At 69.4% G+C, this 14,529-nt stretch carries 15 protein-coding genes and 1 tRNA gene; 4 read left to right on the top strand and 12 right to left on the bottom strand.

What is annotated here, in order from left to right; all coding sequences use genetic code 11:
• Positions 1–220: 220 nt before the first annotated feature.
• The 5 genes from AC1Q7O_RS18360 to AC1Q7O_RS18380 all read right to left on the bottom strand — a co-directional run bounded on the left by AC1Q7O_RS18360 (position 221) and on the right by AC1Q7O_RS18380 (position 5,729).
• A complete protein-coding gene (locus AC1Q7O_RS18360; protein WP_492661628.1) occupies positions 221–1,234 on the bottom strand; it encodes an FHA domain-containing protein in 1,014 nt (337 codons plus the stop codon).
• Positions 1,210–2,571: a S1 family peptidase gene (locus AC1Q7O_RS18365; protein ID WP_492661627.1), complete on the bottom strand. Its 1,362-nt coding sequence runs from the start codon at positions 2,569–2,571 to the stop codon at positions 1,210–1,212. Before AC1Q7O_RS18365 ends, AC1Q7O_RS18360 begins: the two co-directional genes overlap by 25 nt.
• A 133-nt stretch (positions 2,572–2,704) precedes the next feature.
• On the bottom strand, positions 2,705–3,766 hold the full coding sequence (locus AC1Q7O_RS18370; protein WP_492662732.1) for an NYN domain-containing protein: 1,062 nt from the start codon (positions 3,764–3,766) through the stop codon (positions 2,705–2,707).
• Entirely contained in the window at positions 3,763–4,797 is a 1,035-nt protein-coding gene (pyrC, locus tag AC1Q7O_RS18375; protein ID WP_492662424.1) for a dihydroorotase, read from the bottom strand. Before pyrC ends, AC1Q7O_RS18370 begins: the two co-directional genes overlap by 4 nt.
• Positions 4,794–5,729, bottom strand: coding sequence for a LysR family transcriptional regulator (locus AC1Q7O_RS18380; protein ID WP_492662423.1), 936 nt, complete (start codon positions 5,727–5,729; stop codon positions 4,794–4,796). Before AC1Q7O_RS18380 ends, pyrC begins: the two co-directional genes overlap by 4 nt.
• 90 nt (positions 5,730–5,819) lie before the next feature.
• On the opposite strand from AC1Q7O_RS18380, the gene AC1Q7O_RS18385 reads away from it, so the two are divergent.
• A complete protein-coding gene (locus AC1Q7O_RS18385; protein WP_492662422.1) occupies positions 5,820–6,581 on the top strand; it encodes an SDR family NAD(P)-dependent oxidoreductase in 762 nt (253 codons plus the stop codon).
• Positions 6,582–6,646: 65 nt separating this feature from the next.
• Complete coding sequence (locus AC1Q7O_RS18390; RefSeq protein WP_492662421.1) at positions 6,647–7,519, top strand: DUF4394 domain-containing protein; 873 nt, start codon at positions 6,647–6,649, stop codon at positions 7,517–7,519.
• 61 nt (positions 7,520–7,580) lie between these two features.
• On the opposite strand, the gene AC1Q7O_RS18395 is transcribed toward AC1Q7O_RS18390, so the two are convergent.
• From AC1Q7O_RS18395 to AC1Q7O_RS18415, 5 genes are all read right to left on the bottom strand, one after another.
• Positions 7,581–8,315: an amino acid ABC transporter ATP-binding protein gene (locus AC1Q7O_RS18395; RefSeq protein WP_492662420.1), complete on the bottom strand. Its 735-nt coding sequence runs from the start codon at positions 8,313–8,315 to the stop codon at positions 7,581–7,583.
• A gap of 12 nt (positions 8,316–8,327) precedes the next feature.
• Positions 8,328–8,993, bottom strand: a complete 666-nt coding sequence (locus tag AC1Q7O_RS18400; RefSeq protein ID WP_492662419.1) for an amino acid ABC transporter permease — start codon at positions 8,991–8,993, stop codon at positions 8,328–8,330.
• Positions 8,993–9,730: an amino acid ABC transporter permease gene (locus tag AC1Q7O_RS18405; protein ID WP_492662418.1), complete on the bottom strand. Its 738-nt coding sequence runs from the start codon at positions 9,728–9,730 to the stop codon at positions 8,993–8,995. Before AC1Q7O_RS18405 ends, AC1Q7O_RS18400 begins: the two co-directional genes overlap by 1 nt.
• A gap of 65 nt (positions 9,731–9,795) precedes the next feature.
• On the bottom strand, positions 9,796–10,686 hold the full coding sequence (locus AC1Q7O_RS18410; RefSeq protein ID WP_492662417.1) for an amino acid ABC transporter substrate-binding protein: 891 nt from the start codon (positions 10,684–10,686) through the stop codon (positions 9,796–9,798).
• 109 nt (positions 10,687–10,795) lie between these two features.
• Complete coding sequence (locus AC1Q7O_RS18415; protein WP_492662416.1) at positions 10,796–11,731, bottom strand: LysR substrate-binding domain-containing protein; 936 nt, start codon at positions 11,729–11,731, stop codon at positions 10,796–10,798.
• 157 nt (positions 11,732–11,888) lie between these two features.
• Here AC1Q7O_RS18415 and AC1Q7O_RS18420 point away from each other — a divergent pair, with 157 nt between their 5' ends.
• A complete protein-coding gene (locus tag AC1Q7O_RS18420) occupies positions 11,889–12,593 on the top strand; it encodes a hypothetical protein (RefSeq protein WP_492662415.1) in 705 nt (234 codons plus the stop codon).
• Between the two features lie 58 nt (positions 12,594–12,651).
• Here the strand turns inward: AC1Q7O_RS18420 and AC1Q7O_RS18425 are convergent, their stop codons facing one another.
• On the bottom strand, positions 12,652–13,242 hold the full coding sequence (locus AC1Q7O_RS18425) for a YdeI/OmpD-associated family protein (protein WP_492662414.1): 591 nt from the start codon (positions 13,240–13,242) through the stop codon (positions 12,652–12,654).
• A gap of 118 nt (positions 13,243–13,360) precedes the next feature.
• A tRNA-Met gene (locus tag AC1Q7O_RS18430) sits at positions 13,361–13,437 on the bottom strand.
• Positions 13,438–13,564: 127 nt separating this feature from the next.
• Between AC1Q7O_RS18430 and AC1Q7O_RS18435 the strand changes: the two genes are divergently transcribed.
• Positions 13,565–14,437: an endonuclease/exonuclease/phosphatase family protein gene (locus AC1Q7O_RS18435; protein ID WP_492662413.1), complete on the top strand. Its 873-nt coding sequence runs from the start codon at positions 13,565–13,567 to the stop codon at positions 14,435–14,437.
• Positions 14,438–14,529 lie beyond the last annotated feature (92 nt).

A 14,529-nucleotide genomic window follows, 5' to 3' on the forward strand; every position in this document is an offset into this window, starting at 1 on the left:
CGCGGGCCAAGCGCCGGGCCGCCCCAAGCCGGCCCGCCTAGGGCGATGTGCTTGCAGCTCAATGCTGCAAGCATCGCCGTCCCCTCGGGGGCTGAGGCGAGACACATTGCGCCCAGTGGGCGCGATGTGACTGCCGAAGGGCCGCGGCACTGCCGCGGCGCGGTCTGCAAGACCGACCAGCCTTGCCCGCGTTCAGCGCGGCAAGGCTGGGCGAGGGGCCTCACTCGCCGCCGAGGTCCTCGGCGTCGAAGCCCTCGTTGTCCTTGCGGGCCTGGCGCTGCAGCTCGGCCTTCAGGGGCTTGAGCGACTCGATCAGGTCTTCCGGCGGCCGCGGCTTGGCGATGCGCAGCGCCGGCGGCGGCAGGCTGGCCAGGTAGGGCGGGCCGAAGAAGTACTGGTTCTCCATGCGCCCGGCCGCCTGCAGGCCCAGGCCCAGCACCAGCAGCGCGGCGATGCCGCCGTTCAGGATGCGCCGCGCACCCGGCCACACCAGCCGCGCATGCCAGGCCACCAGCGCCGCACCCAGCACCGGCAGCACCACGGCATCCAGCGCCATCAGGCGCGGCAGCGAAAAGGCATAGGCCACCGCTGGCAGCAGCCACTCCAGCGCCTGCAGCGCGACGATGACCAGCAGCGCGCGGCGCAGGTGGGTCGTGAACGGGAAGCGGTGCTGGAAGATCTGGCTGGCCAGCGACCACAGCCCCGCCCAGGCCAGCACGACGGCCAGCGGCCACAGCAGCGGCGTGGCGTACTGGATCCAGCGCGAGTCGGAGTCCAGTTCGCTCCAGCGCTCGGCCCACTGGAAGCACAGCATCGCCAGCAGCAGCGGCAGCAGCGCCCAGTGGCGCACGGGCTGCACGATGAGCAGCTGTTCGGGCGCCAGCGCGTCGGCGCTGGTGCGCAGCCGCAGCGAGCAGCCGGCCAGCTGGAAGGCGCCGCCCGTGGGCAGCGCGGCCTCGTCGCCGGCGACCAGGCGGCGGCCGGCGACCGAGCCGCCGTTGCGCGTCTCCAGCAGCTTGAGCTGCACGCGGCCATCGGCATCCAGCCGCAGCTCGGCATGCTCGGCGGCGACATGCGCGTCGTCCACGACCACGTCGCAGGCCGGCGAGCGGCCGATGCGCACCGGCCACTGCGTCACGCGCTGCACCAGCGCCACGCGGCCATCCCGGCCCAGCACCTCGACAACGGCAGCGGCCGGCGCGGCGGGCATCACTTGGCCTTGCTGTTCGTCCACGCGAAGCCCTCCAGGTAATGCGCCGCGAGCTTGAGCGCGTTGTCGAAGCTGACGCCACGGGCGTCAAAGCGGCCCAGGGCGCCCTGCTCGGCGGCATCCACCGTCGTCACGAGGATGCTGAGGTCATGCAGCCCCTCCAGCTTGCGGTAGGCCCGCAGGCAGACGACGGCGCGCAGCGGCAGCCCGTCACGGTCGACGAACTGCTCTCGGCAGAAGGGCGCGGTACGCGACTTGTCGGGGCCGCCCAGGCGCTCGTTGCGGAAGCTGCTGGAGTACTGCCGCGCAAAGCGCAGCGCACCCAGCTTGCTGCCGTCGTAGGCCTCGTGGGACATGTCCAGCCAGCCGGTCTGCAGGTTGCCGCCGACGAAGAGGGCATGGTCCATGCGGCACTGCGAGCGCTCGAAGTCCAGGCCCTTGGTGTCGGCCGGCGTGCCGCGGCCCCAGCAGCGCATGAAGTCCTGCCGGGGCACCGGCAGGCGGTAGCGGTCGTGGTTGGCGCTCTCCCACGGCAGCGCCAGGAAGCGGGTCACCAGCTCGTCCTGGTACTTGGTGAGCTGCTCACGCAGCCGGCCCCAGGCCGCGGTGCGGATGGGCTTGGCGTCCAGGCTGCGCTTGACGAGCGCGGCCGCGAACTCGCCCGGCACCAGGAAGCTGACCTGCTGCGCGAACAGCATCGTCGACACGTTGACGCCGACGACCAGGCCGTCCTCGTCCAGCACCGGCCCGCCGCTCATGCCGGGGTTGATGCCGCCGGCGTAGTAGATCAGCGGGTCGAAGCTGCGCTCGACCAGCCCGTTGTAGTTGCCCTCGACGACGGCGAAGGCGACGTCGTGCGGGTTGCCCATCGAGTAGATGCGCTCGCCCTTGGCCAGCGGTTGGCTCTGCGGCCGGAAGCCCAGTGCCCCGCGGCCCTTGAGGCCGTTGTTGCCCTTGTCGTCGCTGACGGCGCGCAGCAGCGCGAGGTCGCGGCGGGCGTCGAAGTCCAGCAGCTCCAGCGCGCCACTCTGGCCGTCGGTGGTCGCGTAGCGCAGCCGGTAGCTGTCGGGCTCCAGCGCGAACTGGCTGATGACGTGGTAGTTGGTGAGGACATGGCCGTCGTCGCTGACGAGGAAGCCCGAGCCCACGGAGTTCTGGCTGTCCTGCGTCTTCAGCAGCGTGCGGATCTGCAGCAGCTGGCCCTTGCTGCGCTCGTACAGGCGGCGCGCACTGGCGGACACGACCGGCGGCGTCGCGGGCCGGGCCTCGCGCTGCCCCTCGGGCGCCGACGCGGCGGGTAGCGGCTGCGCGGCAGCCACGCCAGCCAGGGCGGCCAGCGCCAACCCCAGCAACGGCTTCAAACAGGACTTCATCAGCAAGCAACACCTCCCGGGTGGGCGCCGATGCTAGCCTGGGTTTGCACAAGCCCCGGCCGGCAGACGCTGGACCGGCGTGATGCAGTGGGCACCCGCCGGCAACTGGCCGCCTCGATCATCAGGTGGCGAAGCGGACCTGGTTCGGCTGCTTCTCGGGCTGCAGCTGGAAGGCGTGGGGGTGCTTGCGGAACAGCTTGGTCGCCGGCGCGGACTTCGGCAACAGGCCGGCGTCCTTCAGCACCTTGGCCGCGGCGCCCAGGTCATGCCACTGGCCGTCGATGAGCTTGGGCAGCAGCGCCAGCACGGCGTTGATCTCCTTGGCGGCAGCAACCTGCGGGTCGTCTGCGGCGGCAACGGCCGCTGCCTTGGCCGGCTTGGGGGCCGCCACGGGCTTGGCTGGCTCGGCGGGGGCCTTGGCCGCAGGCGTGGGCTTGGCCTCGGCCTTGGCGCGCGGCTTGCGCGCCGCCTTGGCCGCCGGCTTGGGCGCGGTGGCCGCCTCGGGCGCCTGCGCCACGGCGGCAGGCGCCTCGATCGACACCGGCACGTCGGCCACGACAGGCTCCAGCACCTCGGCCACGGCCGGCGCCGGCAGCGGCGCCACCACGTCGGCACGCGGCGGGCGCGGCGCCGGGCTGGCGCGCGGTGCCTCGGGCTGCGGGCGGCCGTTGCCGCCGGCCGCACGGCCACCGCGGCGGCCGCCCCGGCCGCCCGCTGCTGCCTTGGCCGGTGCGGCCTCGCGCGCGCTGCGGCCCGGGCCGTGGGCCAGCTCGTTGAACTGGTCGTAGATCTGGATGACGCCGTCACCCGTCTTGCCGTACTGGCCGAAGCCGCGCAGCCAGGCGCCCTTCTCGCGCAGGCGCAGCACCAGCGGCGCGAAATCGCTGTCCGACGACACCAGCACGATGACGTCGGGCTTCTCGCTGATGGCCAGCTCCATCGCATCCACGGCCAGCGCGATGTCCGTCGAGTTCTTGCCGATGGCGAGGTTGACGATGGCGCGCAGCCCCAGCCGCTTCAGGAACGACTGCTCACGCAGCGCCTGCTCGGCGTTGCAGTAGGCGCGGCGGATGTGGGCGGCGCCGTAGTCCTTGAACACCATGTTCAGCGCCTGCTCGATGACGTCGGTGGCGACGTTGTCGAAGTCGACGAGGAAGGCGACTTTCTTGTCCTGCATGTTCATGCGATGAGTTTCCAGTTCAGCGTTTCGCCGCCACGCAGCGGCTTGAGCTGCGCCTCGCCGAAGGGCACGGCGCTGGGCAGCGTCCACGGCTCGCGCTTGAGCGTGACGGTGTCGGTGTTGCGCGGCAGGCCGTAGAAGTCGGGGCCGTGGTGGCCGGCGAAGGCATTCAGCTTGTCGAGCGCAGCTATGCCTTCGAAGGCTTCGGCGTACAGCTCCAGCGCCGACACGGCCGTGAAGCAGCCGGCGCCGCAGACCGAGTTCTCCTTCAACTGCGCGGCGTGCGGCGCGCTGTCGGTGCCGAGGAAGAACTTGGACGAGCCCGACGCCGCCGCCTTCAGCAGCGCCTGGCGGTGCTCCTCGCGCTTGAGCACGGGCAGGCAGTAGTAGTGCGGGCGCAGGCCGCCGGTGAAGAGGGCGTTGCGGTTGTAGAGCAGGTGCTGCGGCGTGATGGTGGCGGCCGTGAAGCGGTCGGCATCGGTCACGTACTGCGCGGCTTCCTTCGTCGTGATGTGCTCGAACACGACCTTCAGCTCGGGCATGGCCGCGCGCAGCGGCGTCATCACGCGGTCGACGAACACGGCCTCGCGGTCGAACACGTCGATGTCGGCGTCCGTCACCTCGCCGTGCACGAGGAACAGCAGGCCTTCGCGCTGCATGGCCTCCAGCGTCGCGTAGGTCTTGCGGATGTCGGTGACGCCGGCATCGCTGTTGGTCGTGGCGCCGGCCGGGTAGAGCTTCAGCGCGACGACGCCGGCGTCCTTGGCGCGCTTGATCTCGTCCGGCGGCGTGTTGTCCGTCAGGTACATCGTCATCAGCGGCTGGAAGTCGGAACCTTCCGGCAACGCCGCCAGGATGCGCTCGCGGTAGGCCACGGCCTGCGCGGCGGTGGTGACCGGTGGGCGCAGGTTGGGCATGACGATGGCGCGGGCGAACTGGCGCGCGGTGTAAGGCAGCACGCTGGCCAGCGCCGCCTCGTCGCGCAGGTGCAGATGCCAGTCGTCGGGGCGGGTGAGGAGGAGGGTGTCGGTCATGATGGGTCGGGATTGTCGTCGTCCAGGTAGCTCGCGAGCTGCGCGGCCAGCCAGTCCATGAACACGCGCACGCGCCGCGGCGTGTTGCGGCGCTGGCTCATGACGAGGTTGACGGGCATGGGCGCCGGCTCAAAGCCCGCCAGCACACGCACCAGCCGGCCCTCGGCCACCGCCGCGCGCAGGCCCACGCGCGGCCCCTGGATGATGCCCATGCCCGCGAGCGCCGCACCTTCGTAGGCGTCGGTGTGGTTGACGCTGACGCGCGCCGGCACGGCCAGGCTGTGCTCGCGGCCGTCGGCGTCCACCCACTCGAAGCGCGAGCGGCGGTCCGCCAGCGCCTGGCTGTAGTGCACCAGCTCGTGCCCCTGCGCGAGCAGGTCCTGCGGCACCAGCGGCGTGCCGCGCGCAGCGAGGTAGGCCGGGCTCGCCACGTTGATGAGGCTGACCTGGCCCAGCGGCCGCGCCACCAGCATGGGGTCGTGCACGGCGCCCACGCGCAGCACGCAGTCGAAGCCCTCCTCCACCAGGTCCACGCGCCGGTCGGTGCAGCTCACCTCCACCTGCAGGCCCGGGTGCTCGGCCAGGAAGCCCGGCAGCGCCGGCACGACGCGGCCCATGGCCAGCCGCACCGGCATGTCCACGCGCAGCCGGCCGGTGAGCTGGCGGTCCTGCTGGAACAGCGCCTCGATCTCGGTGGCATCCGCCAGCAGGCCGCGGGCGCGCTCGGCCAGCAGCTCGCCGTCGGACGTCAGGCTGACGCGCCGCGTGGTGCGCTGAAACAGCCGCGTGCCCAGCTGCGCCTCCAGATCGCGCACGACCTGGCTGACGCGGCCCTTGGGCAGCCCCAGCTCGTCGGCCGCGCGGCTGAAGTGCGCCAGCTCGGCCACCTGCAGGAAGACGCGCAGCGCGGCCAGATCCAGATTGGATTCCATTCAGAGCACAGTCAATTCAATTGCGATGACTTTATCCACTTTCACCAAAACAATAAATTTCATGCCGTCCCATCCCTCACGGAGAACCTCATGACCACCACCACCCCCATCACCCTCATCACCGGCGGCAGCCGCGGCCTGGGCGCCAGCATGGCGCTGGCGCTGGCCCGCGACGGCCACGACGTCGTGCTGACCTACCGCGACGCCCGCGCGGCCGCCGACGCCGTCGTCGCGCAGATCCAGGCTCTGGGCCGGCGCGCGTTGGCGCTGCCGCTGGACGTGGCCGACACGGCGAGCTTCGCGGCCTTCGCCACGCAGCTGCGCGACGGCCTCGCCGGCTGGGGCGCCCGCCAGCTCGACGGCCTCATCAACAACGCCGGCGCCGGTGCCCACGCCAGCTTTGCCGAGACGACGCCGGCGCAGTTCGACGCGATGCTGGCCATCCATCTGAAGGGCCCGTTCTTCCTGACCCAGGCGCTGCTGCCGCTGCTGGCCGACGGCGCCCGCGTGCTCAACATCTCCAGCGGTCTGGCGCGCTTCACCATCCCCGGCTACGCGGCCTACGCGGCGATGAAGGGCGCGGTGGAGGTGCTGAGCCGCTACCAGGCCCACGAGCTGGCCGCGCGCGGCATCCGCGTCAACACGCTGGCGCCCGGCGCCATCGCGACAGACTTCGGCGGCGGCGCGGTGCGCGACAACGCGGAGCTGAACCGCTTCGTCGCGTCCGTCACGGCGCTGGGCCGCGTCGGCGAGGCCGACGACATCGGCGGCGCTGCGGCGGCCCTGATGCGCCCGGGCGCCGGCTGGATCACCGGTCAACGCGTGGAAGCATCTGGCGGCATGTTCCTGTGACGGAGTGGCATCCGCGAAGCGAGGTGCCCGCGTATAAATCGGGCGCCTCATCTTCCGGAGAAGCCATGACACGTTCCGCCTTCGTGCTCGCCACCGCCGCCGCACTGCTGGCGGGCTGCGCCACGCCGCCCTCGGAGCCGCTGGGCCCGCCGGCCAAGGAAACCATCTACGCGGTGACCACGGGCAACCAGCTGGTGCAGTTCAACGCCGGGCAGCCGCAGAAGACGCTGTCGTCCCGGGCACTGACGGGGCTGGCCGCGGGCGACACGTTGCTGGGCATCGACTACCGCGTCGCCAAGGGCCAGCTGTTCGGCCTCGGCGCCAGCGGCCAGCTCTACCGCATCGACACCAGGACCGGCGCCGCCAGCGCCGTCGGTACACCCAGCGCGCTGCCCAAGGAAGGCGCCAGCGAGTGGGGCGTGGACTTCAACCCGACGGTGGACCGCATCCGCGTCGTCAACGACGCGGGCTTCAACCTGCGGCTGCACCCGGACACCGGCGCCATCGTGGACGGCGACCCCAACGCGCCAGGCGTGCAGTTCGACGGCCGGCTGGCCTACGACGCGACGGACGTGAACGCCGGCAAGACGCCGGCCATCGTGGCGGCCGGCTACACGTACAACAAGGACAACGACAAGATCACCACCAACTACGCGCTGGACGGCCGCCAGGGCGTGCTGGTGCACCAGGGCAGCAAGGAAGGCGTGCAGCCCGCGGTGTCGCCCAACACGGGGCGGCTGTGGACGGTGGGGTCACTGGGCATCGGCAGCTTCCAGCGCGCGACGCTGGACATCTCCGACCTGTCCAACGCCGCCTACGCGGCCATCACGACGGGCGGCAGCTCGGCCTGGTACCGCATCGACCTGGCCACCGGCAAGGCGACGCGCATCGGCACCATCGCGGCCGGCGCGGTCGTCGGCGCGGCCATCGAGCCCTGAATGAAACAGGCCCGCGGGAGCGGGCCTGTCGTCCTCGGAGGGCGCCGCGCGGCGCCCTTTTTCAATGCTGGAGGATCTTGGCCAGGAAGTCCTTGGCGCGCGGCGAGCGCTCCTCGGGCTTGCCAAAGAAGTCGGCGCTGCTGCAGTCCTCGATGATCTTGCCGGCGTCCATGAAGATGACGCGGTTGCTGACGCGCTTGGCAAAGCCCATCTCGTGCGTCACGCACATCATGGTCATGCCCTCGTGGGCCAGCTGCACCATCACGTCCAGCACCTCGCCCACCATCTCCGGGTCCAGCGCCGACGTCGGCTCGTCGAACAGCATGACGATGGGGTCCATGGACAGCGCGCGGGCAATCGCCACGCGCTGCTGCTGGCCGCCGGACAGCTGGCCGGGGAACTTGTCCTTGTGCGCCGACAGGCCCACGCGGTCCAGCATCTTCATGCCGCGCGTCTTGGCGTCGTCCAGCGAGCGGCCCAGCACCTTGACCTGCGCGATGGTCAGGTTCTCGGTCACCGACAGATGCGGGAACAGCTCGAAGTGCTGGAACACCATGCCCACGCGCGAACGCAGCTTGGGCAGGTTGGTCTTGGGGTCGGCGATGGAGACGCCGTCGACGACGATGTCGCCCTTCTGGAAAGGCTCCAGCGCGTTGACCGTCTTGATCAGCGTGGACTTGCCCGAGCCCGACGGCCCGCAGACGACGACGACCTCGCCCTTCTGGATGGACGTCGTGCAGTCGGTCAGCACCTGGAAGCTGCCGTACCACTTGGAAACGTTCTTGATGTCGATCATGGGGAGGCGCCGTTAACGAATGATCTGGATCTTGGCCTGCAGACGGCGCACCGTCATGGACAGGCCGAAGCAGATGACGAAGTAGATGACCGCGGCGACGAGGTAGGTCTCGACCGGACGGTTGAAGTTCTTGCCGGCCACCTCGAAGCCCTTGAGCAGGTCGTAAGCACCGATGGCGTAGACCAGCGAGGTGTCCTGGAACAGGATGATGGTCTGCGTCAGCAGCACCGGCAGCATGTTGCGGAAGGCCTGCGGCAGCACCACCAGCTGCATGGTCTGCCGGTAGCTCATGCCCACCGCGTAGCCGGCGTACACCTGGCCCTTGGGCACGCTCTGGATGCCGGCGCGCATGATCTCGGAGTAGTACGCCGCCTCGAACAGCGTGAACGTGACGATGGCCGACAGCTCCGCGCCCAGCGGCTTGCCCGTCAGCAGCGGGATGAGCAGGAAGAACCACAGGATCACCATCACCAGCGGGATGGAGCGCAGCGTGTTGACGTAGGCCGCTGCGGGCATCTCCAGCCACGGCTTGCCGGACAGGCGCATCAGCGCCAGCAGCGTGCCGAGCACGATGCCGCCGATCATCGCGATCAGCGTCAGCTGGATGGAGAAGAAGAAGCCCTTGGCGACAAAGCTGGAAACGACCTGCCAGCTGAGGAACGAGAAGTCGAGTTCCATCACTTGCCCCCCACCATGCCGGGCACGCGCACCCGGTTCTCGATGACGAGGGCCACGCGGTTGATCGCGAAGGCGGACACGAAGTAAAGCGCCGTCGCCGCGAGGTAGATCTCGATGCTGCGCGAGGTTTCCTCGCTGGCCTGGATGGAGAACATCGTCAGCTCGGCGATGCTGACCGCGAAGGCCACCGACGAGTTCTTGATGATGTTCATGCTCTCGCTGGTCAGCGGCGGGATGACGATGCGAAACGCCATCGGCAGCAGCACGTAGCGGTAGGTCTGCGGCAGCGTGAAGCCCATCGCCAGGCCTGCGTAGCGCTGGCCCTTGGGCAGGCTCTGAATGCCCGCCTTGACCTGCTCGGCGATGCGCGCCGATGTGAAGAAACCCAGCGCGAAGACGACCAGCACGAAGCTGGGAATGGCGCGCAGGCTCGTGAAGATCGACGGCAGCACGTGGTACCAGAGGAAGATCTGCACCAGCAGCGGGACGTTGCGGAACAGCTCCGTCCACGCATTGCCGAGGAACACCAGCCCGCGGTTGGGCACCGTGCGCAGCACGCCCATCAGCGACCCCACGCTCAAGGCCAGCACCAGCGCCAGCACGGCGACGCTCAACGTCCAGCCCCAGGCCGACGTCATCCATTGCAGATAGGTGATGTCACCGTTGCTGCCGAAGCAGCTGCCGATGACCTCCTGATCCAGCGTGTTCCTGCAGAACACCTGCCAGTCCCAACTCATCGTCTCTCCCAGAACGAAGCGGGTGCCTCGCACCCGCTTCGTGTTAGCTCAAACCGTGCCTGCGATCACTTCTTCGCGGCGTACTCTTCCATCGGCTTGTCGTTCGGGTTGGCCCAAGCGTCCTTGTTCGCCGCGGAGACCGGCAGGCCGATCTTGGCGTTGGTCGGCGGGATGGGCTGCATGAACCACTTGTCGTAGATCTTGGCCAGCTCGCCCGACTTCATCAGGCCCTTGATGCTGTCGTCCACGGCCTTCTTGAAGGCGGGGTCGTCCTTGCGCATCATGATCGCGATGGGCTCGACGTTCAGCACCTCGCCGACGATCTTGAACTCCGCCGGGTTCTTGGACGTGGCGATGTTCTTGGCCAGGATGGAGCCGTCCATGACGAACGCGTCCGCGCGGCCCGACTCCAGCAGCAGGAAGCTGTCGGCGTGGTCCTTGCCGAACACTTCCTTGAAGTCCACGCCCGTGGCGCGCTCGTGCTTGCGCAGCGTCTGCACCGACGTGGTGCCGGTGGTCGTCGCGACGGTCTTGCCGTTGAGCTGGTTGATGGACGTGATGCCCGAGTTCGCCTTCACGGCGATGCGCACTTCCTCGACATAGGTCGTCACGGCGAAGGCGACGTCCTTCTGGCGCTGCACGTTGTTGGTGGTGGAGCCGCACTCCAGGTCCACCGTGCCGTTGGTGACCAGCTGGATGCGATTAGCTGACGTGACGGGCTGGTGCTTGACCTCCAGCTTGCCGCCCAGCTGCTTGCGCAGATCGGCAACGACGCGGTCGCAGACATCGATGTGGTAGCCGACGTACTTGCCGTCGCCAATGGTGTAGGACAGGCCGGAGGACTCGCGCACGCCCATCGTGATGACGCCGCTGGTCTTCAGCTTCGTCAGCGTGTCTTGCGCATGCGCGGCCGAGACGCCGGCGAACAGGGCGGCGACGAGCAGAACTTTCTTCATGGGGACTCCAACAACAGGGAAAGGGTTTTCGATAGCAACTCGGGAGCAGACCACGGCCCGCGGCCCGCCCGAATACGGGTTTACACGATAAGCGCGATGTGGATTGCCCTTACTTGGCCCCATTGGCCGAAGCCAGGTAATCCCACAGCGCCTGCGCCGCCGGCTTGTGCCGGCGCGACAGCTCGGGCCGCTCGCGGTAGATGCGCAGTTCCATGCTGACGCTGAACGCGCCCGGCGCGGCCGGCGCGGCCGCCGGCACGAGCCGGCCGCCGGCCAGTTCCTTCTGCACCGAGCTCGCCGGCAGGAAGGCCAGGCCATGCCCCTCCAGCGCCATCGCCTTCAGGCCCTCGGCCATGTCGGTCTCGTAGATGGCGTCCAGGTTCAGCGCGCAGTCGGCCTGCTTGACGATGAGCTCCACGATGCGCCCCAGGTAGGCGCCGGCCGCGTAGCTCAGGAACGGGATCTTCTGGCCTGGCCGGCCCGGCAGCCGGAACAGCGGCTCGCCGTGGGCATCGACCTTGGCGTAGGGCGCCAGCGTCTCGTGGCCCAGCGACGCCGTCTGGTAACGCTCGGGGTCCAGCTGCAGCGGCTGGCTGGCATGGTGGTAGACCAGCAGCAGGTCGCAGTTGCCTTCGCTGAGCTGCAGCATCGCGTCGTGCACGTTGGCCGCGTTGAGCCGGCACTTGATCGCGCCGAAGCCGCGCCGCAGCCCCATCAACCAGTGCGGGAAGAAGCTGAACGCCAGCGAGTGCGGCACGGCGAACTCGATCATGTCCTGGTCGGCCGCCTGGTGGCTGCGCAGCATGTTGCGCGTGGCCTGCAGGTTGCCCAGCAGGTCCACCGCCTGCGCCAGCAGCGTCGTGCCGGCGGCCGTCAGCCTTGTCGGGTACGACGAACGGTCCACCAGGTCGACGCCCGCCCAAGCCTCCAGCGCCTGGATGCGGCGCGAGAACGCCGGCTGCGTCACATGGCGCAACTGGGCCGAGCGGGAAAAGCTGCGCGTCTCGGCCAGGCTGACGAAGTCTTCAAGCCATTTGGTTTCCACCGCCGGCAGTGTAGCCAAGGCCCCGGACACCCCCTAAACCAGGTTGGCAACCGCACACGCCCCCTCAACTGAAGGGGCAACGCCGCCCCGTGAAATATGCCGCTTGTTTACAGTCCCACACACAAACCAACTCGAACACCCGGACGGAGAACCTGTCATGCGCGCAAAGAGCAAATTCCTGGCCCTGGCCCTGACTGCAGCCCTGCAACCGGCCTTCGCCGCACCTGCTCCGGCTGAGTTCACGTTCGAGGACCTCACGACCATCGTCGACGTGAACGGCATGGTCAATCTGGTGCAAACCAACTACGGTGCCAGCAGCGGCGTCCAGTTCACGGGCAGCGCCTGGGGCGTGCTGACCAGCAAGGACTGTGACGGGCTGGTCAAGTTCGTGCCGAACGCCAGCGGCTGCGGTGCCCTGATGCTGTCGGACAACCCGGGCAACGGCTCCACCAGCCCGCTGCGCCAGTCCCTGACGATGAACTTCGCCGAAGGCTTCATCTCGGGCTCGTCGCTGTACTACGCCACGCTGGCCGGCACCAACGCCACCATCACGCTGTACGAGAACATCGACCACAGCACCGGCCGGTCCTGGTCGCTGGGCGCGCTGGACAACACCGGCTGCGTCTCGGAACCCGGCGCCAGCTTCTGCGACTGGCACCGCATCGTGCTGGACCTCAAGGGTGGCGTCGCCCGCTCGCTGGTGGTGTCCGGCGCCGACGACTCGGTGGTCCTCGACGACTTCAGCCTGGTGCGCGCCACCGCCGTGCCGCCGACGGACCTGCCGGAACCGGCCGGCATCGCGCTGACGATGGGCGCGCTGGCTGCGCTGGGCTGGACACGCAAGCGCGCCGCCGCACGCTGATCGCTGCCGCTCCTGCAGAAAACGACCGCCACGGCGGTCGTTTTGCTTTTGCGGCGCGCTATTTCTTCTTCTGCGGATGAAGAGTCTCGCCGCGCGCCAGCATGTCGACGAACGCGGCGATCCTGCGCGCGCGGCCGGCGGGGGTCTTGAGGTTGTGCACGCGGAAGGCCAGCGCGAAGCGGTTCTGCGCGCTGAGGCCGGCCAGCATGCGCCGAGCCTCGGGCACGGCGTCGATGGCGGCCTGCAGGTCGGGGGGAATCGGCATGTCCTTGCCGCTGCCATAGGCGTCGGCCCAGCGGCCATCCGCCTTGGCAGCCTCGACCTCCCTAAGCCCGTGCGGCGTCATGCGCCCGGCCTGGGTCAGCCGCTCGACGTTGGCGATGTTGACCTTGCTCCAGATGCTGCGGGCGCGGCGCGGCGTGTAGCGCTGCAGGAAGCTCTGCTCGTCCAGGCCTTTGCGGATGCCGTCGATCCAGCCCCAGCACAGCACCACGTCGATGGCCTCCTTGGACGTGATGGACGCCAGGCCGGAGCCGACCTTGTGGATCTTGATCCACACCTCGTCCCGTTGGTCGTGGTGTGCGGCCAGCCAGTCGTGGAACCGCTGCGCGTCCACGAACTCGAACACGCTGCCGGGAAGGATGATCATCGCGGCCACAGGCGCCCTTTCAGTTGGGAAGCCCGCTTTCTACCCGGGGCGCAGCCCAGAAACGACAAAGCCCGCACGGGGCGGGCTTTGCTGAATCTTTTTCGGACTCTGTATTTCTTGGTTGCGGGGGCCGGATTTGAACCGACGACCTTTGGGTTATGAGCCCAACGAGCTACCAGACTGCTCCACCCCGCGACTGAAGCTAGCAGTATAGCGCAGTTTTCGGACTCTGGGCAAGAACTTTCAAAAACTTCGCTGAAGGGGCGCGGGCGCGCGATACCGGGCGGTACGCTGCGCCGCCCTCATCGCTGCCGCCACCCTCATGACGCTCTTTGCCATCGCCCTGCGCGGGCTGCTGACCTGCCTCGCCTTCGCCGCGATTCCGGCCGCTGCCGAGGCCGGCGAGCCGCTGCGTGTCGTGACGTTCAATCTGCGCCTGAACGTGGCCAGCGACGGCCCCGATGCCTGGCCGCATCGGCGCGCGCACGTGCTGGCCATGGCACGCCATCACGGCTGGGACATCATCGGCACGCAGGAGGCGCTGCCCGACCAGGTGGCCGACATGGCACAGCTCGCCGGCTTCACCCGCGTGGGCGTGGGCCGGGACGACGGCGCCGGCCAGGGCGAACACGCGGCCATCTTCGTGCGCCAGGCGCGCTTCGAGATCCTGCGCTCGGGCACGTTCTGGCTCAGCGAGACGCCGGAGCGGCCGTCCCGGGGCTGGGACGGCCGGTGCTGCAACCGCATCGCGACGTGGGTGGAGCTGCGCGATCGCCAGGATGCCAGCCGCTTCTTCGTGTTCAACACGCACTTCGACCACGAGGGTGTCGTCGCGCGGCGCGAGTCGGCGCGGCTGCTGCTGGCGCGCTGGAAGGCGCTGGCGGGCGACGCGCCGACGCTGGTCATCGGCGACTTCAACAGCAGCCCCGGCAGCGAGCCGCTTCAATTGCTGAGCGCCGATCTGCAGGACGCGCGCGCCAGCAGCCGCACGCCGCCCTACGGCCCGGCCGGCACGTTCCAGGGCTTTCGCATCGACGCGCCGCTGGCCGAACGGGACCGCATCGACCACGTCTTCCACACCCGCGGCATCGAGGTGCTGAGCTGGGCGGCGCTGACGGACTCGATGCACGGCCGCTTCCCGTCGGACCACCTGCCCGTGGAGGTGCGGGTGCGCCTGCCGGACATGCGGCCCTGACGGCGGCGCCCCGCGCGGCTGTGGCGCAGGCCGGCACCGCCCGCGGTCGTCGGCAACAACGCCGACGCAAGACCCGGCACCGCCACGGCGCC

Source organism: Roseateles sp. GW823-FHT07B05 (assembly GCF_058794515.1).

Bases quoted from the DNA above. Each gene is read 5' to 3' on its own strand.
- AC1Q7O_RS18410 (WP_492662417.1), bottom strand. From the start codon at position 10,686: ATGAAGAAAGTTCTGCTCGTCGCCGCCCTGTTCGCCGGCGTCTCGGCC.
- AC1Q7O_RS18400 (WP_492662419.1), bottom strand. From the start codon at position 8,993: ATGGAACTCGACTTCTCGTTCCTCAGCTGGCAGGTCGTTTCCAGCTTT.
- AC1Q7O_RS18370 (WP_492662732.1), bottom strand. From the start codon at position 3,766: ATGAACATGCAGGACAAGAAAGTCGCCTTCCTCGTCGACTTCGACAAC.
- AC1Q7O_RS18420 (WP_492662415.1), top strand. From the start codon at position 11,889: ATGCGCGCAAAGAGCAAATTCCTGGCCCTGGCCCTGACTGCAGCCCTG.
- pyrC (WP_492662424.1), bottom strand. From the start codon at position 4,797: ATGACCGACACCCTCCTCCTCACCCGCCCCGACGACTGGCATCTGCAC.
- AC1Q7O_RS18435 (WP_492662413.1), top strand. From the start codon at position 13,565: ATGACGCTCTTTGCCATCGCCCTGCGCGGGCTGCTGACCTGCCTCGCC.
- AC1Q7O_RS18425 (WP_492662414.1), bottom strand. From the start codon at position 13,242: ATGATCATCCTTCCCGGCAGCGTGTTCGAGTTCGTGGACGCGCAGCGG.
- AC1Q7O_RS18395 (WP_492662420.1), bottom strand. From the start codon at position 8,315: ATGATCGACATCAAGAACGTTTCCAAGTGGTACGGCAGCTTCCAGGTG.
- AC1Q7O_RS18390 (WP_492662421.1), top strand. From the start codon at position 6,647: ATGACACGTTCCGCCTTCGTGCTCGCCACCGCCGCCGCACTGCTGGCG.
- AC1Q7O_RS18405 (WP_492662418.1), bottom strand. From the start codon at position 9,730: ATGAGTTGGGACTGGCAGGTGTTCTGCAGGAACACGCTGGATCAGGAG.
- AC1Q7O_RS18385 (WP_492662422.1), top strand. From the start codon at position 5,820: ATGACCACCACCACCCCCATCACCCTCATCACCGGCGGCAGCCGCGGC.
- AC1Q7O_RS18380 (WP_492662423.1), bottom strand. From the start codon at position 5,729: ATGGAATCCAATCTGGATCTGGCCGCGCTGCGCGTCTTCCTGCAGGTG.